24 protein-coding genes and 1 other RNA gene are annotated in these 21187 nt (G+C 55.9%); 17 read left to right on the top strand and 8 right to left on the bottom strand.

Annotated features, from left to right (window positions below; genetic code table 11):
- The first annotated feature begins 66 nt into the window (after positions 1 to 66).
- From CWM54_RS10500 to sstT, 3 genes are all read left to right on the top strand, one after another.
- Positions 67 to 1056, top strand: coding sequence for a Gfo/Idh/MocA family protein (locus tag CWM54_RS10500; RefSeq protein WP_100697025.1), 990 nt, complete (start codon positions 67 to 69; stop codon positions 1054 to 1056).
- 271 nt (positions 1057 to 1327) lie between these two features.
- A complete protein-coding gene (locus CWM54_RS10495) occupies positions 1328 to 2299 on the top strand; it encodes a TerC family protein (RefSeq protein WP_008806577.1) in 972 nt (323 codons plus the stop codon).
- Positions 2300 to 2529: 230 nt separating this feature from the next.
- Positions 2530 to 3777, top strand: a complete 1248-nt coding sequence (gene sstT / locus CWM54_RS10490; RefSeq protein ID WP_100697023.1) for a serine/threonine transporter SstT — start codon at positions 2530 to 2532, stop codon at positions 3775 to 3777.
- 15 nt (positions 3778 to 3792) lie between these two features.
- On the opposite strand, the gene CWM54_RS10485 is transcribed toward sstT, so the two are convergent.
- The 3 genes from CWM54_RS10485 to uxaC all read right to left on the bottom strand — a co-directional run bounded on the left by CWM54_RS10485 (position 3793) and on the right by uxaC (position 7395).
- Positions 3793 to 4347: a YgjV family protein gene (locus tag CWM54_RS10485; RefSeq protein ID WP_025710588.1), complete on the bottom strand. Its 555-nt coding sequence runs from the start codon at positions 4345 to 4347 to the stop codon at positions 3793 to 3795.
- Positions 4348 to 4476: 129 nt separating this feature from the next.
- Entirely contained in the window at positions 4477 to 5964 is a 1488-nt protein-coding gene (locus CWM54_RS10480) for a UxaA family hydrolase (RefSeq protein ID WP_100697021.1), read from the bottom strand.
- An 18-nt stretch (positions 5965 to 5982) separates the two neighbouring features.
- On the bottom strand, positions 5983 to 7395 hold the full coding sequence (gene uxaC / locus CWM54_RS10475) for a glucuronate isomerase (RefSeq protein WP_100697019.1): 1413 nt from the start codon (positions 7393 to 7395) through the stop codon (positions 5983 to 5985).
- 480 nt (positions 7396 to 7875) lie between these two features.
- Here uxaC and CWM54_RS10470 point away from each other — a divergent pair, with 480 nt between their 5' ends.
- From CWM54_RS10470 to CWM54_RS10420, 11 genes are all read left to right on the top strand, one after another.
- Positions 7876 to 9177: an MFS transporter gene (locus CWM54_RS10470; RefSeq protein ID WP_100697017.1), complete on the top strand. Its 1302-nt coding sequence runs from the start codon at positions 7876 to 7878 to the stop codon at positions 9175 to 9177.
- Between the two features lie 127 nt (positions 9178 to 9304).
- On the top strand, positions 9305 to 10081 hold the full coding sequence (gene exuR, locus CWM54_RS10465) for a transcriptional regulator ExuR (RefSeq protein WP_012967188.1): 777 nt from the start codon (positions 9305 to 9307) through the stop codon (positions 10079 to 10081).
- Positions 10082 to 10422: 341 nt separating this feature from the next.
- Positions 10423 to 11085, top strand: a complete 663-nt coding sequence (yqjA, locus tag CWM54_RS10460) for a DedA family general envelope maintenance protein YqjA (protein WP_004206121.1) — start codon at positions 10423 to 10425, stop codon at positions 11083 to 11085.
- A gap of 8 nt (positions 11086 to 11093) precedes the next feature.
- Entirely contained in the window at positions 11094 to 11471 is a 378-nt protein-coding gene (gene mzrA / locus CWM54_RS10455; RefSeq protein WP_162493301.1) for an EnvZ/OmpR regulon moderator MzrA, read from the top strand.
- A gap of 149 nt (positions 11472 to 11620) precedes the next feature.
- Positions 11621 to 11989: a DUF1090 domain-containing protein gene (locus CWM54_RS10450; protein ID WP_008806585.1), complete on the top strand. Its 369-nt coding sequence runs from the start codon at positions 11621 to 11623 to the stop codon at positions 11987 to 11989.
- Between the two features lie 45 nt (positions 11990 to 12034).
- Entirely contained in the window at positions 12035 to 12340 is a 306-nt protein-coding gene (locus CWM54_RS10445; protein ID WP_061153229.1) for a DUF883 family protein, read from the top strand.
- A 2-nt stretch (positions 12341 to 12342) separates the two neighbouring features.
- Positions 12343 to 12741 (top strand): phage holin family protein, encoded by a 399-nt coding sequence (locus CWM54_RS10440; protein WP_061153228.1) that lies wholly within the window; start codon positions 12343 to 12345, stop codon positions 12739 to 12741.
- A complete protein-coding gene (locus CWM54_RS10435) occupies positions 12738 to 13034 on the top strand; it encodes a YqjK-like family protein (protein ID WP_061153227.1) in 297 nt (98 codons plus the stop codon). Before CWM54_RS10440 ends, CWM54_RS10435 begins: the two co-directional genes overlap by 4 nt.
- 360 nt (positions 13035 to 13394) lie before the next feature.
- Entirely contained in the window at positions 13395 to 13787 is a 393-nt protein-coding gene (locus CWM54_RS10430; RefSeq protein WP_015703571.1) for a DoxX family protein, read from the top strand.
- Between the two features lie 74 nt (positions 13788 to 13861).
- Positions 13862 to 14848 (top strand): glutathione S-transferase family protein, encoded by a 987-nt coding sequence (locus CWM54_RS10425; protein ID WP_100697015.1) that lies wholly within the window; start codon positions 13862 to 13864, stop codon positions 14846 to 14848.
- 126 nt (positions 14849 to 14974) lie between these two features.
- Positions 14975 to 15343 carry a DUF805 domain-containing protein gene (locus tag CWM54_RS10420; RefSeq protein ID WP_008806590.1) on the top strand — a complete coding sequence of 123 codons (369 nt, stop codon included), beginning with the start codon at positions 14975 to 14977 and terminating at the stop codon, positions 15341 to 15343.
- A 41-nt stretch (positions 15344 to 15384) separates the two neighbouring features.
- Here the strand turns inward: CWM54_RS10420 and CWM54_RS10415 are convergent, their stop codons facing one another.
- A complete protein-coding gene (locus CWM54_RS10415; RefSeq protein ID WP_061153225.1) occupies positions 15385 to 16281 on the bottom strand; it encodes a LysR family transcriptional regulator in 897 nt (298 codons plus the stop codon).
- A 104-nt stretch (positions 16282 to 16385) separates the two neighbouring features.
- On the opposite strand from CWM54_RS10415, the gene CWM54_RS10410 reads away from it, so the two are divergent.
- Together CWM54_RS10410 and CWM54_RS28555 are read left to right on the top strand one after the other, a co-directional pair.
- Positions 16386 to 17087, top strand: coding sequence for a pirin family protein (locus tag CWM54_RS10410; RefSeq protein ID WP_074387520.1), 702 nt, complete (start codon positions 16386 to 16388; stop codon positions 17085 to 17087).
- 24 nt (positions 17088 to 17111) lie between these two features.
- Positions 17112 to 17279, top strand: coding sequence for a hypothetical protein (locus tag CWM54_RS28555; RefSeq protein WP_008806592.1), 168 nt, complete (start codon positions 17112 to 17114; stop codon positions 17277 to 17279).
- 73 nt (positions 17280 to 17352) lie between these two features.
- On the opposite strand, the gene CWM54_RS10405 is transcribed toward CWM54_RS28555, so the two are convergent.
- A complete protein-coding gene (locus CWM54_RS10405; protein ID WP_074387519.1) occupies positions 17353 to 17763 on the bottom strand; it encodes a Spy/CpxP family protein refolding chaperone in 411 nt (136 codons plus the stop codon).
- A 315-nt stretch (positions 17764 to 18078) separates the two neighbouring features.
- On the opposite strand from CWM54_RS10405, the gene CWM54_RS10400 reads away from it, so the two are divergent.
- On the top strand, positions 18079 to 18543 hold the full coding sequence (locus CWM54_RS10400) for an OB-fold putative lipoprotein (RefSeq protein ID WP_100680603.1): 465 nt from the start codon (positions 18079 to 18081) through the stop codon (positions 18541 to 18543).
- A gap of 113 nt (positions 18544 to 18656) precedes the next feature.
- Here CWM54_RS10400 and rnpB read toward each other — a convergent pair.
- The 3 genes from rnpB to garR all read right to left on the bottom strand — a co-directional run bounded on the left by rnpB (position 18657) and on the right by garR (position 21172).
- An RNA gene (rnpB, locus tag CWM54_RS10395) (RNase P RNA component class A) lies at positions 18657 to 19039 on the bottom strand.
- Between the two features lie 32 nt (positions 19040 to 19071).
- Positions 19072 to 20217 carry a glycerate 2-kinase gene (gene garK / locus CWM54_RS10390; protein ID WP_100697012.1) on the bottom strand — a complete coding sequence of 382 codons (1146 nt, stop codon included), beginning with the start codon at positions 20215 to 20217 and terminating at the stop codon, positions 19072 to 19074.
- A 64-nt stretch (positions 20218 to 20281) separates the two neighbouring features.
- Entirely contained in the window at positions 20282 to 21172 is an 891-nt protein-coding gene (garR, locus tag CWM54_RS10385) for a 2-hydroxy-3-oxopropionate reductase (protein ID WP_061153220.1), read from the bottom strand.
- Between the last annotated feature and the right edge of the window lie 15 nt (positions 21173 to 21187).

The raw sequence follows: 21187 nt of genomic DNA, 5'->3' as shown, positions 1-21187 counted from the left end.
CTGGTTTTGTCATGATGGCATGATAGAGTGACGACAGGTTCCCTTTAATGGAGTTCGTCAACGTTTATGATACGTTTCGCAGTTGTTGGCACAAACTGGATCACCAAGCAGTTTGTCGATGCCGCCCATGAAACCGGCAAATATAAACTTACCGCCATCTACTCCCGCAGCCTCGAACAGGCGCAAGCCTTCGCCAATGACTATCCGGTCGAGCATCTCTTTACCTCGCTCGATGAACTGGCACAGAGCCCTGACGTTGACGCGGTCTATATTGCCAGTCCGAACTCGCTGCACTTCCCACAGACCCGGCTGTTCCTGAGCCACAAGAAGCACGTCATTTGCGAAAAGCCGCTGGCATCGAACCTGCAGGAAGTCGAGGCGGCGATAGCGCTGGCGAAAGAAAATAACGTTGTGCTGTTTGAAGCCTTTAAAACCGCCAGTCTGCCTAACTTTCTGCTACTGAAAGAGACGCTCGCTAAAGTGGGCAAACTGCGCAAAGCCTTCATCAACTATTGTCAGTACTCCTCGCGCTATCAGCGCTACCTTGACGGCGAAAACCCCAACACCTTTAACCCGGCGTTCTCTAACGGTTCGATTATGGATATCGGCTTCTATTGCCTCGCGTCTGCCGTGGCGCTGTGGGGCGAACCGCGGGCCGTTCTTGCCACCGCCAGCCTGCTGGACAGCGGCGTAGACGCCCAGGGCACCGTGGTGCTGAGCTATGGCGACTTCGACGTGACGCTGCATCACTCCAAAGTTAGCGATTCCGTGATCCCCAGTGAAATTCAGGGCGAAGACGGCGCGTTAGTGATCGAAAAAATCTCCGAATGTCAGAAGCTGGCGTTTGTGCCGCGCGGCGGCAAAGCCCAGGACCTGACGCAGCCCCAGCACATTAATACTATGCTGTATGAGGCGGAGACCTTTGCGCGCCTGGTGGAGACACAGGATGTTGATCACCCGGGCCTGGCAGTGAGCCGGATCACGGCCAAACTGTCGAGCGAAATTCGTCGCCAGACCGGAGTGATCTTCCCGGCCGATACGCAGCCGCTGGCGTAAAAGAGTGTAAAGGCCGGACCGGCCGCCATTGACGAAAACCGCCTTGTGACATATTTTGTTACGTGCAAAGGGGAGTAACTTCCTTGCCGGTTGATCGTCATTACGATGCGTGCAATACCGCATCCGGTCGCCGGGCAATAACCAAAGCTCATCGCGATGTACTTTGGTTGTTGTAAGTGAGACCTTGCCGGAAGGCGAGGTCTATGCATAAAAGCGCAGCGGCTGCCGTCTTCCGACGTCAGCCGTTTTGTTTTTATGTAAGGAATATCAAATGAATACTGTCGGCACGCCGTTGCTATGGGGTGGATTCGCTGTCGTCGTCGCGATCATGTTGGCGATCGACTTGCTGCTTCAGGGACGACGCGGTTCGCATAGCATGACCATGAAGCAGGCCGCGGGCTGGTCAATTCTCTGGGTCACACTTTCTCTGCTGTTCAACGCCGCGTTCTGGTGGTATCTGGTACAAACCCAGGGCCGGGCCGTCGCTGACCCGCAGGCCTTAGCCTTCCTCACCGGTTATTTGATTGAAAAAGCGCTGGCGGTCGATAACGTCTTCGTCTGGTTGATGCTGTTCAGCTATTTCGCCGTACCGCCTGCTCTGCAGCGCCGGGTGCTGGTGTATGGCGTGCTGGGCGCGATTGTTCTGCGTACCATCATGATCTTCGCCGGCAGCTGGCTGATTTCGCAGTTCGACTGGCTGCTGTATGTCTTCGGTGCCTTCCTGCTGTTTACCGGCGTGAAGATGGCGCTGGCGAAAGAAGATGACTCCGGCATCGGCGATAAACCACTGGTGCGCTGGATCCGCAGCCATCTGCGGATGACGGATAAAATCGAGAGCGAGCGCTTCTTCACCCGTAAAAACGGGGTGCTGTTCGCCACGCCGCTGCTGCTGGTGCTGATCCTGGTGGAACTGAGCGACGTGATTTTCGCCGTCGACAGTATCCCGGCGATCTTCGCGGTGACCACCGATCCGTTCATCGTCCTGACCTCTAACCTGTTTGCGATCCTCGGCCTGCGCGCGATGTACTTCCTGCTGGCGGGGGTCGCCGAGCGCTTCTCGATGCTCAAATACGGTCTGTCGGTGATCCTGGTGTTTATTGGCGTGAAGATGCTCATCGTCGACTTCTACCATATCCCGGTCGCCATCTCGCTGGGCGTAGTAGGAGGCATCCTGGCCGTCACGCTGCTGATTAACGCCTGGGTCAACAAGCAACACGACAAGCAGCGCAAACTGCCTGAGTAACCTGCACAACGCGCCGTCGGCCATCGCCGGCGGCAACCACGCTTATGTCACATCGATGTTGCAACATAGTTAAAAAACAAGATCCAGATTAAAATCACAGCATTTTACGCTTCCCGCCTGCCATTCTTTCCGTATACTCGACTATGCAAACATCTACTTACATCCTGACATAAACGTAACAAATAATACGTGACTGGGATGGCTTGCTACATCACTGGAAGGAATGAATTATGACCACACGCACTCCCCCATCGGGGTGGTTCTCACGCCTGGCGCAAGGCAGCCTGGTGAAACAAATTTTAATCGGTCTGGTGCTTGGCGTGCTGCTGGCGCTGCTCTCTAAGCCAGCGGCTATCGCTGTTGGCCTGCTGGGGACTCTGTTCGTCGGCGCGTTAAAGGCGGTGGCGCCGGTGCTGGTGTTGATGCTGGTGATGGCCTCCATCGCTAACCATCAGCACGGACAAAAAACCAGCATCCGGCCGATCCTGTTTCTCTATCTGCTGGGCACCTTCAGCGCAGCCCTGACCGCGGTGTTGTTTAGTTTTGTCTTTCCGTCATCACTGCAGTTAACCACCGCCGCCGACAGCATCACGCCGCCATCGGGGATTGTCGAAGTGCTGCGCGGCCTGCTGATGAGTATGGTATCCAACCCGATCGACGCCCTGCTGAATGCCAACTATATCGGCATTCTGGTGTGGGCGGTTGGGCTGGGCTTCGCCCTGCGTCACGGTAACGACACCACCAAAAACCTGATCAACGATGTCTCCCACGCGGTGACCTTCATCGTCAAAGTGGTGATCCGTTTTGCACCGCTGGGGATCTTCGGTCTGGTCTCTTCCACCCTGGCGACCACCGGTTTCGAGACCCTGTGGGGCTACGCCCAGCTACTGCTGGTGCTGGTGGGCTGTATGCTGCTGGTAGCGCTGGTGATTAACCCGCTGCTGGTGTTCTGGAAAATCCGCCGTAACCCCTATCCGCTGGTGCTGACCTGCCTGCGCGAAAGCGGCGTCTACGCGTTCTTCACCCGCAGCTCCGCCGCCAACATTCCGGTGAATATGGCGCTGTGTGAAAAGCTGAATCTGGATCGCGATACCTATTCGGTCTCCATTCCGCTGGGGGCGACCATCAATATGGCGGGCGCGGCGATCACGATCACCGTGCTGACGCTGGCGGCGGTGCATACGCTGAATATTCCGGTGGATCTGCCGACGGCGCTGCTGCTGAGCGTGGTCGCTTCGCTGTGCGCCTGCGGCGCCTCCGGCGTGGCGGGCGGTTCGCTGCTGCTGATCCCGCTGGCCTGTAATATGTTTGGGATCCCGAACGATGTCGCGATGCAGGTGGTTGCCGTCGGCTTTATTATCGGCGTGCTGCAGGATTCCTGCGAAACCGCGCTGAACTCTTCCACCGACGCCCTGTTTACCGCCGCGGCCTGCATAGCGGAAGACGACCAGCTGGCGAAAAACGCCCTGCGCAGCTAATGCCTTTCCCCTCCGCTATCGGGCGGAGGGGCTCTCTTCCTGGACTGCATTTTCAACCTTAAACGGATCGATACCGCGCTTTTGCATCCGCCGGAACCGAATGATATTCAGCCCGTTGACTATCAGAAAACTGCCTTCAATCAGCGTCCCGCCAATCGAACCCAGCCACAGATTATGCGTGACCCAGCAGGCGGTGGAGCACCACATCACGCAGCGCACGGTCAGCCCTTTGCAACGAAACAGCGCCCAGGTGCTGGCAACGGTGCCAATGATCGGCAGCAGCTCCATGGCATGCTGCAGCTTGCCAAGGCCGAGGATCAGCGTCAGGAGAATGAATACCGTCATCACCCACAGGCTGCGGGTGCGCAGGGAAATGACCGTACGTAGCGCATTGAGCCCGGCGCTCATCCCGGCCGGCGCGGCGCCCATCAGGAAAAAATGGACGCCGATAATGGCGCTATAGCCCGCCAGCTGAAGCCTGAAGCGACGTTCGTCGCGGTTGATAAAGGTGGTAATACCGATAAGAAAGGCGATGACACCGACACCCTGGGCCAGCCAATACGCGGTCATGAAAGCTCCCTGACTGAAAAAAACAAACGGCGCTTCACTGGCTGAAACGCCGCTGTTACGAGCCCGATGGCGCTACGCTATCAGGCCGATCCACGATCCACGCCCCTGGGCGCCAATGTGAATACCCCTTTACAGGGTAACACCGCTTTTAAAGATGGCCAGCTCGCGGAAGTCATTCTGTTCATTACAGGTCGGTTTACCGTTAGCGAAAGCCACAATGGCATCCACAAACTCCTCCAGCAGCTGCGGCATCGCTTTGCCATGGATCAGTTGCCCGGCATCGAAGTCGATCCAGTGCTTTTTCTTCGCCGCCAGTTCGCTGTTGGTGGCGATCTTCACCGTCGGCACAAAGCCGCCGTACGGCGTGCCGCGTCCGGTGCTAAACAACACCATATGACAGCCGGCGCCGGCCAGCGCGCTGGTGGCGACCGCGTCGTTGCCCGGCGCGCTCAGCAAATTCAGACCATGAACCTTCAGGCGCTCGCCGTAGCGCAGGACATCCACCACCTGGCTGGAACCCGCTTTCTGAGTACAGCCCAGCGACTTATCTTCCAGGGTGGTGATCCCCCCGGCTTTGTTACCCGGGGAAGGGTTTTCGTAAATAGGCTGGTCGTGGGCGATAAAGTACTGCTTAAAGTCATTGACCATGGTCACCAGCTTGTCGAAGGTCGCTTCGTCACGGCAGTGACTCATCAGCAGCTGTTCAGCACCGAACATCTCCGGCACTTCGGTCAGCACGGTGGTGCCGCCGTTGGCGATCACATAGTCTGAGAAGCGGCCCAGCATCGGGTTAGCGGTAATGCCCGACAGGCCGTCCGATCCCCCGCACTCGAGACCAAACTTCAGCTCGCTCAATTTACCCGGCTGGCGTTTATCCTGACGCATCACTTCATACAGCTGATGCAGATGCGTAACCCCCGCTTCCACTTCATCGTCCTGGTGCTGGCAAACCATAAAGTGCACACGCTGCGGGTCAAACTCGCCCAGCGTTTCGCGAAAGGCATCCACCTGGTTGTTTTCACAGCCAAGGCCAACCACCAGTACCGCCCCGGCGTTCGGGTGACGAACCATATTTTGCAGCATGGTGCGAGTGTTGATGTGGTCATCCCCAAGCTGCGAGCAGCCATAGGTGTGGCTGAAGAGATGCACCCCATCGATATCCTCAGCGCCATACGTCTCTTTCAGGAAACGGTTCTGCATTTGTCTGGCCATCGCGTTGACGCAGCCGACGGTCGGCAGGATCCACAGCTCATTGCGCACGCCGACGTCACCGTTAGCGCGACGATAAATCTGCACTTCGCGATCCGCAGGCTGTGGCGGTTGGGCAACCCGGTCCGGTTGATAGCGATACGCGTCAAGGTCGCTGAGATTGGTGCGCGTATTGTGCGCATGAACATGCTCGCCCGGCGCGATATCCGCCAGCGCATGGCCAATCGGCAACCCGTACTTAACGACGTTTTCCCCTTTCGCGATAGCGCGCAGTGCAAACTTGTGGCCGCGAACGATATCCTGGCCGAGGGTGACCGAATCCTTATCAATCGTCACCACGCTACCGGCAGCGATATCCGCCAGCGCGACCGCGACGTTATCCTGCGAATGGATTTTAATGTATTGCATATCAACCGACCTCTGGCCTTAGTTCAGTTCAATGGCGAAATAGTCACGCGCATTGTTAAAGCAAATGTTTTTCACCATCTCGCCCAGCAGCGCGATATCCGCAGGCGCTTCGCCGGCAGCCACCCAACGGCCGATCATTTGGCACAGAATGCGGCGGAAGTATTCGTGGCGCGTGTAGGAGAGGAAGCTGCGGCTGTCGGTCAGCATCCCCACAAAGCGGCTCAGCAGGCCGAGCTGCGCCAGCTGGGTCATCTGCCGCTCCATGCCGTCTTTCTGATCGTTGAACCACCAGCCGGAGCCGAACTGCATCTTGCCCGGCATGCCTTCACCCTGGAAGTTACCGATCATGGTGCCCAGCACTTCGTTATCACGCGGGTTCAGGCAGTAGAGAATGGTTTTCGGCAGCAGGTTCTCTTCGTTCTGCTTGCTCAGCAGCTTAGACAGCTCTTCAGCCATCGGGCGATCGTTGATCGAGTCGAAGCCAACGTCCGGGCCTAACAGTTTGAACTGACGCAGGTTGTTGTTACGCAGCGCACCGATGTGGTACTGCTGTACCCAACCGCGACGGGCATATTGTGCGCCGAGGAACACCAGCACCGCGGTTTTGAACTGCGCCACTTCGTGTTCGCTAAGGGACTGGCCTGCCAGACGGCGCGCCAGAATGGCGTCCAGCTCGGCGTCGGTCGCTTCCGCAAACAGCACCACGTCCAGCGCGTGGTCGGAGACCTTGCAGCCGTGTGCGGCAAAGTGGTCCAGACGTTTGGTCAGAGCGCTTTGCAGGTCCGCGAAACGGCGAATATCGGTATCGGAAACCTCACCCAGCTTAGCCATGTAGTCGTTAAAGGTCGCCTGCTCGATGTTGAACGCTTTATCCGGGCGCCAGCTCGGCAGCACTTTGATATCAAAGGAGGTGTCTTTGGCGACAACCGCATGATGCTCCAGCGAATCGATCGGATCGTCGGTGGTACCGACCATTTTCACATTCATCTGCTTCATGATCCCGCGGGCGGAGAAGGCGTCCTGAGCCAGTAAATCATTGCACTGGTCCCAGATTTCATCGGCGGTGGAAGGCGACAGCAGCTTACCTGTAATACCAAATGGACGACGCAGTTCTAAATGCGTCCAGTGGTATAACGGGTTGCCGATAGTATGGGGTACGGTGGCTGCCCAGGCGTCAAATTTCTCGCGATCGGACGCATCACCGGTACACAGGCGCTCCGGTACGCCGTTAGTGCGCATGGCGCGCCATTTGTAGTGATCGCCTTTCAGCCAGATGTCATACAGATTCTTGAAGCGATAGTTTTCGGCAACCTGCTGCGGCGGAAGGTGGCAATGGTAGTCGAAAATGGGCTGATCTTTGGCGTAATCGTGGTACAGACGGCGGGCAAATTCGGTATCGAGTAGAAAATCTTCAGTCATAAACGGTGTCATTCGTGTGTCCTCTTCGCTCCGTAGCGGGAGCCTTTCAGATGATTGACTACAATGCTGACAAAGTTATCACACCAATTTCTACAGACCGAGCTGTTTTTCGTGAGTTAGATCAATAAACGTCGATAAAAAAACGACCGCCTCATCGGAAATCACCCCGGCAGAGCGCGCCATTTCTGGCTTTCCCGGTAAGGGCTAAAGACCACACTAACTTTCCCACTTTTGTGACAGCACTCAACTTTTAAAGTTGTATGACAAGTTATCTTTCTGCCGTCGCAACATATAAACCGACGGAATGCATTACCGGTGTTTATGGCATCGGCTTATACGGAATGGATACCGACTTTCAACATAACAACTGATGGTAAGGTTCGGGCCAGAGGGGATCGCCCTCCTGAACCCCCCGTTTCGCTTTCCCGATCGCTTATCGCGCTCGGTAAAGGCCGCACCTGGTGCGGAAAGATAACAGACGATGAGGTTTACATGCGTAAAATTAAAGGGTTACGTTGGTACATGATTGCGCTGGTGACGCTGGGCACCGTGCTGGGCTACCTGACTCGTAACACCGTGGCGGCGGCCGCACCGACGCTGATGGAAGAGTTACACATCTCGACTCAACAATACTCCTATATCATTGCAGCCTATTCCGCTGCCTACACCGTCATGCAGCCTGTCGCGGGTTATGTCCTCGATATTCTCGGGACTAAAATCGGCTATGCCTTCTTCGCTATCGCCTGGGCGATATTCTGCGGCTCAACCGCACTGGCAGGCAGCTGGGGCGGCCTGGCGCTGGCTCGCGGCGCGGTCGGCGCAGCGGAAGCCGCAATGATCCCCGCCGGGCTGAAAGCCAGTTCCGAATGGTTCCCGGCAAAAGAGCGCTCTATTGCGGTGGGCTACTTCAACGTCGGTTCCTCTATTGGCGCCATGATCGCGCCGCCGCTGGTGGTGTGGGCGATTGTGATGCACAGCTGGCAGATGGCGTTCATTATTTCCGGGGTACTGAGCTTCGCCTGGGCTATCGGCTGGCTCATCTTCTACAAACACCCACGTGACCAGAAAAAATTATCCGACGAAGAACGCGACTACATTATTGGCGGCCAGGAGTCTCAGCATCAGACCAATAACGCGAAGAAAATGTCGCCGTGGCAGATCCTGCGTAACCGTCAGTTCTGGGGCATCGCCCTGCCGCGCTTCCTCGCTGAGCCGGCCTGGGGGACCTTTAACGCCTGGATCCCGCTGTTCATGTTCAAGGTTTACGGCTTTAACCTGAAAGAGATTGCGATGTTCGCCTGGATGCCGATGCTGTTCGCCGACCTCGGCTGCATCGTTGGCGGTTACCTGCCGCCGCTGTTCCAGCGCTGGTTTGGCGTCAACCTGATCGTTTCGCGTAAAATGGTCGTGACCATGGGTGCCCTGCTGATGATTGGCCCAGGCATGATCGGCCTGTTCACCAGCCCATATATCGCCATCGCGCTGCTGTGCGTCGGCGGGTTTGCTCACCAGGCGCTGTCCGGGGCGCTGATCACCCTCTCTTCCGACGTCTTTGGCCGTAACGAAGTCGCCACCGCCAACGGTCTCACCGGGATGGCCGCCTGGCTGGCCAGCACCATGTTCGCCCTGGTCGTCGGCGCGCTGGCGGATACCATCGGCTTTAGCCCGCTGTTTGCGGTACTGGCCGTCTTTGACCTGCTGGGCGCGCTGGTTATCTGGACGGTACTGAAAAACAAACCGGCTGACGATGACTCAACACCGCTTAGCAGCCGCAAACCCGCCACGCAGAGTTAGATCTTGTGGTGATGTCACCGCGTATTGAGCCGCCTTCTCAGGCGGCTTTTTCATGCCTGCCAGTGGTGGAAAGCGTGTAAAAGTGGTATAACAAATCGAATATTGTCGCCATCTTGCGGGAGCGAATATGGAAATCATTGAACCACGCCGTCTGTATCAGCAGCTTGCCGCTGAGCTGAAGACGCGCATCGAACAAGGTGTCTACCTTGTAGGGGATAAGCTGCCCGCCGAGCGCTTTATCGCCGATGAAAAAAACGTCAGCCGCACCGTGGTTCGTGAAGCCATTATCATGCTGGAAGTGGAAGGGTATGTCGAAGTCCGCAAAGGGTCGGGTATTCACGTCATCTCCAACCATCCCAAGTACCAGCAGGTGGCCGATGAAAGCCTTGAATTCGCCAACTATGGCCCTTTTGAACTCCTGCAGGCGCGGCAGCTAATTGAAAGCAATATTGCTGAATTCGCGGCGACTCAGGTGACCAAACAGGACATCATGAAGCTGATGGAGATTCAGGAGAAAGCGCGCAACGAGAAGTGTTTCCGCGACTCCGAGTGGGATCTCCAGTTCCACGTCCAGGTGGCGCTGGCCACGCAGAACAGTGCGCTGGCGGCGATCGTGGAAAAAATGTGGACCCAGCGCGTGCATAACCCGTACTGGAAAAAGCTGCATGAGCATATCGACCTGCGCACGGTCGATAACTGGTGCGACGATCACGATCAGATCCTGAAAGCCCTGCTGCGTAAAGATCCCAACGCCGCCAAGCTGGCGATGTGGCAGCATCTGGAAAATACCAAGCAAATGCTGTTTAACGAAACCAGCGATGACTTTGAATTTAATGCCGATCGCTACTTATTTGCCGATAACCCGGTAGTTCATCTCGATACGGCAGCCAACAGCGCAAAATAATCACTTTTCCTGAGGGCGCGCGGTTCCTGCGCGCCTGCCCGCCAGGCAGGCTGGAGTAAGCAAAACATATATAGTGTCAGCCTGTGTAAATCCTCTCGCCTCCCATCGCCGCAATCAGCAAAATCAACGAGCAACACCTTGCAATTTCTCTGACGTAAAGTCAGCTGATTTGTTACAATTAGATGCATTTTGCCGTTCTGGGGGTAGGTGTTTACTTACTTCAGTCTTATACAGGGAAGCGTTCAGAGCGCCTAAGCAGCGACCAAAATCTCATAAAAATCTTGTCGCCCAACATGCCACGCGCTCAGACGTGCCGTTAACCGATGTACCAGGAATCGTGAATGGAACTTTTAACCCAGTTATTGAATGCCTTGTGGGCTCAGGATTACGAAACGCTCGCGAATCCCTCCATGATTGGCATGCTGTATTTTGTCTTGTTTATGATTTTGTTCCTTGAGAACGGGTTGCTGCCTGCCGCGTTTTTACCGGGGGATAGTCTGCTTGTGCTCGTGGGCGTGCTGATCGCCAAAGGGGCGATGGGCTTTCCGGAAACCTTGCTGCTGCTGACCGCCGCCGCCAGCCTCGGCTGCTGGCTGAGCTACATTCAGGGGCGCTGGCTGGGCAATACGCGGATCGTGCAAAACTGGCTGTCGCATCTGCCCTCTCACTATCATCAACGCGCGCATCACCTGTTTCATAAGCATGGACTCTCCGCGCTGTTGATCGGCCGCTTTATCGCCTTCGTGCGTACGCTGTTGCCGACGATTGCCGGCCTTTCAGGCCTCAATAACGCTCGCTTTCAGTTCTTTAACTGGATGAGCGGACTGCTGTGGGTACTCATCCTGACCTCGCTGGGCTATCTGTTGGGCAAAACCCCGGTATTTCTCAAGTATGAAGATCAGCTGATGTCCTGCCTGATGCTCCTTCCGGTCGCGCTGCTGGTCTTCGGACTGATCGGCTCGCTGGTGGTGTTGTGGAAGAAAAAATACAGAAGCCGGGGCTGAAGATGGTCATAAAACGCCCCTCCCTGCGCCAGCTGAGCTGGCTGCTGGGTGGCTCTCTTGTGCTCTGCGCGCTGTTCTGGCTCTGGCTGGCGGTGCAGCAGCAGGAGGCCACACTGGCGATCCGTCCGGTTGGCCAGGGCGTCAGCATGCCGGACGGCTTCTCCGTCTGGCATCACCTCGACGCCAACGGTATCCGCTTCAAGAGCATTACGCCGCAAAAAGATGGTCTGCTGATTAAGTTCGACTCCACCGCCCAGGGTGCGGCGGCGAAAGAGGTTCTCGGTCGCGCTCTGCCACATGGTTATATTATTGCCCTGCTGGAGGACGATAACTCGGCCACCGCCTGGTTATCCCGTCTGCGCGACGCGCCTCACCGGCTCGGGTAAACTACCACCGTACTGCGTTTTTTACGCAGTCTGGTGGTTTCCTGCATTTGTTACTATGCTTAAACCTGCGGGAATCAACGCATTCCCGTTCACCATCGGGAACGGGTATATCCTCCGGGTATACCCTCAGACAATGGAAGGTACTATCCATGAAACACCGCATCGCTCTGCTTCTGGCCCTGACTTCACTTAGCGCCAGCGCCATAGCAGCCTCTCCCTGCCAGGAAAAAGAGCAGGATATTCAACGAGAGATCAGCTATGCCGAAAAGCATCATAATCAAAGTCGCATTGATGGGCTAAATACCGCGCTACGTCAGGTACGGGAGAACTGCAGCGACAGTAAACTCAAAGCCGATCATCAGCAAAAAATTGCCAAACAGCGGGAAGAGATCGCCGAACGTCAGCGCGATCTGCAGGAAGCCCGGAAGAAAGGCGATGCGGACAAAATCAATAAACGCCAGCATAAACTCAATGAAGCGCAACAGGAGTTAAAAACGCTGGAGTCTCGGGACTACTAATAACAGTTAACTTTCGCAACACGGACCACGCTACAGGAGAACGACATGGCTAAAGAGAATGTGACTGAAGACCTTCGTGCAGAACTGAAAACGCTGGCGGATACCCTGGAGGAAGTTCTGAATTCCTCGGCGGACAAGTCGAAAGAAGAGATTGGTAAACTGCGTAGTAAAGCAGAGAGCGCGCTAAAAGAGAGTCGTGCCCGCCTGGGTGAAACCAGTGATGCGATTTTGCGTCAAACGCGTGAGACCGCCGCGCGGGCGGATGATTATGTTCGCGAAAATCCGTGGACAGGAGTCGGGATTGGTGCCGCCGTCGGGCTGGTACTGGGTGTCCTGCTGTCGCGTCGCTGATTATGGCGAACACTCAACACTCGCAGGGGCCGGGTCAGCGCGTGTTCTCCATTGGCCAGCGCATTGTCACGCTGCTGGTCGAAATGGTGGAAACACGGCTGCGCCTGGTCGTCGTGGAGCTGGAGGAGGAGAAAGCCAACCTCTTCCAGCTGCTGATCATGACCGGACTGACGCTGCTGTTTGCCGCGTTTGGCCTCATGAGTCTGCTGGTGCTGGTTATCTGGGCCGTTGACGCCCAGTACCGCCTGCACGTCATGATCGCCACCACCGTCGTTCTGCTCCTCGCCGCCGCGATCGTGGGCATCCTTACCCTACGTAAGGCGCGCCGCTCCACGCTGCTGCGCCTGACGCGTAAAGAGCTGGAGAACGACCGTGCCCTTCTGGAGGACGATAAACCGTGAATGGCCGACAGGAGCGTGAACGGCAAAAGGCGCTGCTACTGCGCCAGATCCAGCAGCAACGACTGGAGCTTAGCGCCTGTCGTCGCCACTGGCTGGAGGCGACAGCGCCCCTCGATCGCGGCTGGCATACGCTGCTGAGTTTACGTTCGTGGCTGATGGTTGGCAGCGGTCTGATGGCCGTCTGGTCCATACGCCACCCGCACTTTTTAATGCGCTGGACCAAACGCGGTCTCGGACTGTGGAGCACCTGGCGGATGGTCCGCGGGATCCTGCGCCAGTCGTCAATACGCTAGCAGCCCGGAGCGCGGGCGCTTATCCCGGCGCCCCGCTCTGCCATTTCCCCATCCGATACAATACGCCGTTCGCAGCAACCTGTGCCCACGCCGCCAATCACGGTTAGCCCGCCCTCTTATCTCAGTCCATTCCGCTCACCCCACCCGATACCGGGACAGGTGGTGACCCCTCGCGGCCAGAAAAATTTCACCTCACCGCACTTATTGCTCAGAAACTTTGAAGAAGAACTACAGTTTTCCTTGCTAACAATTCCTTCTCCGCCTCGTTACTATCCTCTCCATCGACAGCAATACTGCGTAACCACGCGGGATTGCGCTAAAAAACAAAACTGCCGCCCTTTGGGTTTTCTGGAGTAAGAAATGAAAAAATTAGAAGATGTTGGTGTACTGGTAGCACGTATTCTGATGCCGATTCTGTTTATCACTGCAGGATGGGGCAAAATCACCGGTTACGCCGGAACCCAGCAGTATATGGAAGCCATGGGCGTGCCGGGAGCACTGCTGCCGCTGACCATCCTTCTTGAGTTCGGCGGCGGTCTGGCGATTCTGTTCGGTTTCCTGACCCGTACCACCGCGCTGTTCACCGCAGGCTTTACGCTGCTGACCGCGTTCCTGTTCCACAGCAACTTTGCGGAAGGTGTGAACTCGCTGATGTTCATGAAAAACCTGACCATCGCTGGCGGTTACCTGCTGCTGGCCGTGACCGGTCCGGGCGCATTCAGCATCGACCGAGTGCTGAATAAAAAGTGGTAAGCGCACTATACTGAGTAAAAATCTAAAAAAGCGAGGGGATATCTCCTCGCTTTTGCTATCTGCAGGAGGAAGTAATGGGACAATTAGTCGACGGCGTCTGGCAAGATACCTGGTATGACACCAAATCCACCGGAGGACGATTCAAGCGTTCCGTTTCGGCGTTCCGTAACTGGCTCACGGCCGATGGCACGCCGGGGCCCGCGGGCGAAGGCGGCTTTGCCGCGGAAAAAGACCGTTATCATCTGTATGTTTCTCTGGCCTGCCCGTGGGCGCACCGCACTTTGATTCTGCGCAAGCTGAAAGGACTGGAACCCTTTATATCCGTCTCCGTGGTCAATCCGCTGATGCTGGAAAACGGCTGGACCTTCGCCGATGATTTTCCTGATGCTACCGGCGACCAGCTCTATCATCATCAGTTCCTTTATCAGCTCTATCTGCAGGCTGACCCGCACTATACCGGTCGCGTCACCGTCCCGGTGCTGTGGGACAAAAAACAGCAGACCATCGTCAGCAATGAGTCGGCAGAAATCATCCGCATGTTTAATACCGCCTTCGATGGTCTGGGCGCCAGAGCCGGGGATTATTATCCGCCGGCGCTGCGGGAAAAAATCGATGAGCTGAACGGCTGGATCTACGACAACGTCAACAATGGCGTGTATAAGGCCGGCTTTGCCACCAGCCAGCAGGCTTACGACGAAGCGGTCGATGCGGTCTTTACTTCACTGGAACGGCTCGAGCAGATCCTCGGTCAGCATCGTTACCTGACGGGAAATCAGCTGACGGAAGCCGATATTCGCCTGTGGACGACGCTGGTACGGTTCGACCCGGTGTATGTAACGCATTTTAAATGCGATAAACGGCGCATCAGCGATTATCTCAACCTGTACGGTTTTCTGCGCGACATCTACCAGATGCCCGGCATCGCAGAGACGGTGAGTATTCCGCATATCCGCCACCACTATTACCGCAGCCATAAAACCATTAATCCAACCGGCATTATCTCCATTGGACCGCAGCAGGATCTCAACGAACCCCACGGTCGCGATCAGCGCTTCCGTTGATCTGTCGGGCGCCAGTGATGGCGCCCAATAATTCAGAAAACAGATATTTACCCACCATTCATTCACGTCTATTCTTATTGCGATCGCTTAAAAAACAAGTGATTGACGGTTAATTGAGGCGTAGAAATGGACTGGTATCTCAAGGCATTAAAAAACTATATAGGATTTGGCGGCCGTGCGCGGCGCAAAGAGTACTGGATGTTTATTCTGGTCAACCTCATCCTGACCGGCGTATTGAGCATCATCGATAAAATGCTGGGCTGGCAGCGGGCGGGCGGCGAAGGCATTCTGACGACCATCTATGGCGTACTGGTCTTTTTACCGTGGTGGGCGGTGCAGTTTCGACGCCTGCACGACACCGACCGTTCAGCCTGGTGGCTGCTACTGCTGTTGATCCCGGTCATCGGCTGGCTGGTGATCTTGATCTTTAACTGCCAACGCGGCACCGAAGGCAACAATCGCTTCGGACCCGATCCGAAACCCTTCTCCTATTAATCTTCCCGCTCCTCCCGCTAGCGGGAGGAGCGTCTTCTCGACTAGCGTCCCGCAAACAGCTTAGGGATCTCGCGCAGACACCAGGACTTCGCCTCGCCCATGCTGTCCCGTCGCCAGGCCATGATTATGTCAATTTCATTGGTGTATTCCGGGCTGACGACCCGCAGACGCCCTTCGGCAATATCTTTCTCCACCAGCGGATAGGGCATGGTTGCCACGCCTAATCCGGCCAGCAGCGCCTGGCGCTTATCTTCAATGGTGCTCACCGTTAAGCGCGGCTGTTTATCCAGCAGCTGAACGGTAAGGACGGGCCGCTCGCGTGCGGTATCCGCTACTGCGACGCCGCGGTATTTCACGCGGGTAACCTCAGAGAGCGGTTCCGGTTCCTGGTGGATCGGGTGGTCCGGCGCCGCGACGTACACGCTGAGCACCGAATAGAGTTTGCGCGAGTTTATCTCCGAGGAGGAACGAAAATGCATATCTGGCGCGACAACAATATCCGCCCGCCCCTGCTCCAGTCGCTCCCAGGCGCCAGCCAGCACCTCGGTGATAATAGACAACTGCGTGTTGGATTTGGTCGCCAGTTTTTCAATCAGCGGAAACAGATCCGCGGTCGGAACCAGCGCTTCGGTGACGATTGTCAGATGAGTTTCCCAGCCACGTGACAGCGCTTCCGCATCAGTGGTGAGTTTATCCGCCGCTTCGAGCAGCACGCGCCCACGCTCAAGCAGCATCCGTCCCACGTTGGTGAACTTCGTGCGATGACCTGAGCGGTCAAACAGCACCACGTCCAGCTCCTCTTCCAGTTTTTGCATGGTATAGCTCAGGGCGGAAGGCACGCGTCCCAGCTCATCAGCCGCGGCAGCAAAGCTCCCACGGCGGTCGATCGCATCCATCACGCGCAACGCTTCCAGCGTTAATGCTCTCTCTTTGGCCATCGCTTTCTCATTCAGGAAATTTGAACATACCGGGCAGAATATCTGGCTAACAATACAGCGTCCATACCTTTACCATTGATTTAGTGTAAAGAGAGGTCAAGAACATGATTACTACCCGAACAGCCAAACAATGCGGACAAGCAGACTTCGGCTGGCTGCAGGCCCGCTACACCTTCTCCTTTGGCCACTACTTCGACCCGAAATTACTGGGCTTCGCGTCCTTACGCGTGCTCAATCAGGAAGTGCTGGCACCCGGCGCCTCGTTCCAGGCCAGGACGTACCCAAAAGTCGATATCCTGAACCTGATTCTGGAAGGCGAAGCGGAGTATCGCGACAGCGACGGCAACCATGTGCAGGCTAAAGCCGGTGAAGCGCTGCTTATCGCCACCCAGCCTGGCGTGAGCTATAGCGAGCATAATCTGAGCAAAGAGCAGTCGTTAACGCGGATGCAACTGTGGCTCGACGCTTGCCCACAGCGGGAAAACCCGCTGCAGCAGAAAATAGAAGTGGCGAGCGCACCGCTGCAGCTGCTGGCCTCGCCGGAGGGAGGGAATGGCAGTCTCCAGCTTCGCCAGCAGGCCTGGGTCTACCATATCGCACTGGAAGAAGGGGAGCAGATTAGCGTGCAACTGCATGGCCCACGCGCTTACCTGCAGTCGATCCACGGCACCGTCCATGCCGTTGCGCAGGAGCAACAAAAACAGGCTCTCACCTGTGGTGATGGGGCATTTATTCGTGACGAAGCTAACATTACCCTCGTCGCCGATACGCCGCTGCGCGCTTTGCTGATAGATTTACCGGTGTAACAACGGAAGTGATGGAGTCTGTCAGTGAGTAAAAAGAAAAACAGAAAAAAGGCGTCCCCGACGCCATCAGCCCCGACGCAGCCGGAAACCGCTGGGGTCGTCAGCTTTGGTTATGATGAGATGCTGAGCGAACTGGAAGCCATTGTTGTCGAAGCGGAGATTCGTCTGCGGGATGAAGAAAGTCTCGCCTGAAAAGGCAACATCAATGATTCGATTTTCGTTTATGGCCTGAAGATAATATCGGCCCCGAAAGGGGCCGATGGCATTATTCACTCAGCGCGTCGGCAAGATCTTTTTTCACCTGGGTACGCTGCTCTGGCGTCAGCACCTGATTCACATCGAAATAGTACTTCACGCGGTAATAACGCACCTGCTGATCGATCTTACTGAAGGCTGCCAGCTGATCCTTGACCGCTTTCTCATCCCATTTTCCGGAATCAATCACGTTAATCAATGCGCCATCTTTAATGTCTTGCTGTGAAATCTGCTGAACATTATTTTCCAGTTGCTGATGCAGGCTTTTAATTTTCGCGACCTGATCGCTGGAGAGTTTTAAGTGCTGGACAATGGGATCCTGCGCTGGCGCCGGCGCAGCCTTAACGTCCGCGGCCTGTGCCGTCAGAGAGAAACCGGTAGTCAGAAGGGCTGCAAACGCAATACGGGTCATTAATTTCATTGTTTTATCCTGAAGTGAAAGTGCCTGAAATAGCGGTTTATTATTTTTCAGTCTACAATGAATAAATGTAAAAAATAATTCATAAAGATTTTTATATTCACAGACATAATATATTCATAGAATATATATATACAAAAAAGATATTTCCAAGCTTATTTATTATTCTAAAAAATATACCTTAACCATTACATTAACCTAACCATTTGCAGAGCGCAAAATAATTGACAGCAGTGACACTTACTCTATTTAATAAGCGCGGATGAAGTTATCCAGCATGTTAGGGACATCATATTTAGAATAGAAAAGGAGATAGGTATGTCATTACGGTTTCGCATATTATCGTTGTTTTTTTCCATATCGCTGTTAAGCGGCTGTAGCCTGGCCTCGCAGGCCTTTTTTACCGCAGGGGATAAATTATTTCAACCCGGTGATAACGCTACCGCGTCGATGCCGACGTATTCGGTCGCGCAGTTTCTGCAGCCGTATGCCCTTAATCCTGCAAAAGCCAGCAGCGATAATCTGGGTAAATGGGTGAAGATTCGTGGCGTGATTGTTGACATTCGGCGGATGAGCGGTATCGCCGACAGCTACTATTATATCGTTACGATGAGAGATGAACAGAATAAAACGGATAAACTTCTTACCTTCAATTTTGGTTCACATACAAAATCAGACGTTGAGTCCTTAAGTAACGGCAGCATCGCCACGATAATAGGCCAGGTTCATCAGTTGCAAGATTCTACGATACCGAGGCTGCAAAATCCTAAGGTGGTTAAATAACGGTAGCTGACCGATAAGCCGCGTTCTTTTGGTATAGCGTCGTGGACAGTCATTCATCCGCGTCACGGATTCAGATAGCAAAAACCCCGCCGGAGCGGGGTTTTGACATAAAAAGGTGAAACTGACCGATAAGCCGGGTTCTGTCGTGGACAGTCATTCATCTAGGCCAGCAATCGCTCACTGGCTCAAGCAGCCTACCCGGGTTCAGTACGGGCCGTACCTTATGAACCCCTATTTGGCCTTGCTCCGGGTGGAGTTTACCGTGCCGCGGACTGTTACCAGCCGCGCGGTGCGCTCTTACCGCACCCTTTCACCCTTACCTGATCCCGCTTGCGCGGGCCATCGGCGGTTTGCTCTCTGTTGCACTGGTCGTGGGCTGTGACACCCCCCAGGCGTTACCTGGCACCTTGCCCTATGGAGCCCGGACTTTCCTCCCCTCCGCCCGTCTCCCCCCGAAGGAGGACGACGACGAAGCGGCGACTGTCTGGTCAGCTTCGGCGCGCAGTATAGAGGGTTTACCGCCCGTTGTCATCCTTCTGTCGTCATCCCAACCTGCAGGGTGGCGGCGATATTGCGCGACGCGCGGTAAATGTTATCAAACGCTCCACGAAATGCCTCTTCCAGCGTCGAAACTGTGGTTAACACGCTGAAAACAGCATCGATGCCGTGATGGTGAACCACGCCGACGTCGTGGGTCAGGCTGCCGGCTATACCGATCACCGGCTTGCGATATTTTTTCGCCACCCGGGCTACCCCCACCGGCACCTTACCGTGAATGGACTGGCTATCGATCCGCCCTTCTCCGGTGACCACCAATGAGCAGTCGAGGATCTGCTCCTCCAGATTCAACGCCTCGGTGACGATATCAATGCCGCTACGCAATTCCGCATTAAGCAAGGCCATCAGCGCGGCACCCATGCCGCCTGCCGCCCCCGCGCCGGGGATCGCCTTAACGTCCACTTGCAGCAAGGCCTTAATGACATCGGCGTAATGCCCCAGATTACGATCCAGCTCAACGATCATCGTCTCGGTCGCCCCTTTCTGCGGGCCAAAGATCCGCGACGCGCCGCGCTCGCCCACCAGCGGGTTAGTGACGTCGCAGGCCACGCGGATCATCCCGTCGCGTAAGCGTGGATCGATGGCGGAAAGATCGATCCGGCTCAGACGGCTCAAACTGCCGCCGCCATGGCCGATCTCCTGCCCCTCGGCGTCGCAAAGGCGGGCGCCTAACGCCTGCATCATGCCCGCCCCACCGTCGTTGGTCGCGCTGCCGCCGATGCCGATGATGATCCGCTTCGCGCCATGCGCCAGCGCCTGTAATATCAGCTCACCGGTACCGCGTGACGTGGTGATGAGAGGGTTGCGTTTTTCGGGCGGAACGAGTCCCAGACCGCTGGCTGCCGCCATCTCAATAAACGCAGTGACGCCATCGCCGGACATGCCCCAGCAGGCCTCTACTTTCTCGCCCAGCGGGCCCGTCACCCATGCGGAATGTTCCGTTCCCTGCGTCGCGGCAATCATCGCCTCCACCGTTCCCTCGCCGCCGTCGGCGACGGGAATGGAAACATACTGTGCGTCGGGGAAAATTTCACGGAATCCTTTTTCTATCGCCTGAGCTACCTCGGCGGCAGACAGGCTTTCTTTATAAGAGTCTGGGGCAATGACGATTTTCATAAGTTTGTAGCCTGACAGTGCCGCGCAAGGCAAGAATAACAGGGCGCGTGGGGCGCCCTTCTTGTTAGCGAGTGACTTCCACTTTCGCCAGTTTTTCGTAATAGCACGCCAGCGCGCTATGGTCCGCGGTGCCCAGTCCGTCCGCACGCAGCGCCTGCATCATCTCCATTACCGCCGCCGTCAGCGGCAGCTGGGCGCCCACGCCGTGTGAGGTATCCAACGCATTGGCCAGATCTTTAATATGCAGGTCGATACGGAAGCCCGGCTTGAAGTTACGATCCATCACCATCGGCGCTTTGGCATCCAGCACGGTACTGCCCGCCAGGCCGCCACGGATCGCCTGATATACCAGATCCGGATTGACGCCAGCTTTGGTCGCGAGAGTCAGCGCTTCGGACATCGCTGCGATGTTCAGGGCGACAATCACCTGGTTAGCCAGTTTAGTGACGTTGCCCGCGCCGATGTCGCCGGTATGCACCACGGAGCCCGCCATCGCTTTCATCAGATCGTAGTATTTATCAAAGATCGCCTTATCGCCGCCGACCATCACCGACAGGGTGCCGTCGATGGCTTTCGGTTCGCCACCGCTCACCGGCGCATCCAGCATATCAATACCTTTGGCCTTCAGCGCTTCGCTGATTTCCCGGCTCGCCAGCGGCGCGATAGAGCTCATATCAATCACCACGGTGCCCGGCTTTGCGCCTTCGATAATGCCGTTTTCACCCAGTGCCACCTCTTTAACATGCGGAGAGTTTGGCAGCATGGTAATGATCACGTCACATTGCTCGGCAATCGCCTTCGCCGTCGTCGCGGTCTCAGCACCCGCGGCAATCACATCGGCAATCGCTTCCGGGTTACGGTCGGACACCACCAGCGAATAACCGGCTTTCAGCAAATTTTTGCTCATCGGTTTGCCCATAATGCCAAGACCGATAAAACCCACTTTGATTGTCATAATGTTCTCTCTCTT

The organism is Klebsiella sp. D-Nf1, assembly GCF_002810515.1.
Classification (GTDB): Bacteria; Pseudomonadota; Gammaproteobacteria; order Enterobacterales; family Enterobacteriaceae; genus Klebsiella; species Klebsiella variicola.
This window is presented reverse-complemented; position numbering and strand designations above follow the sequence as displayed.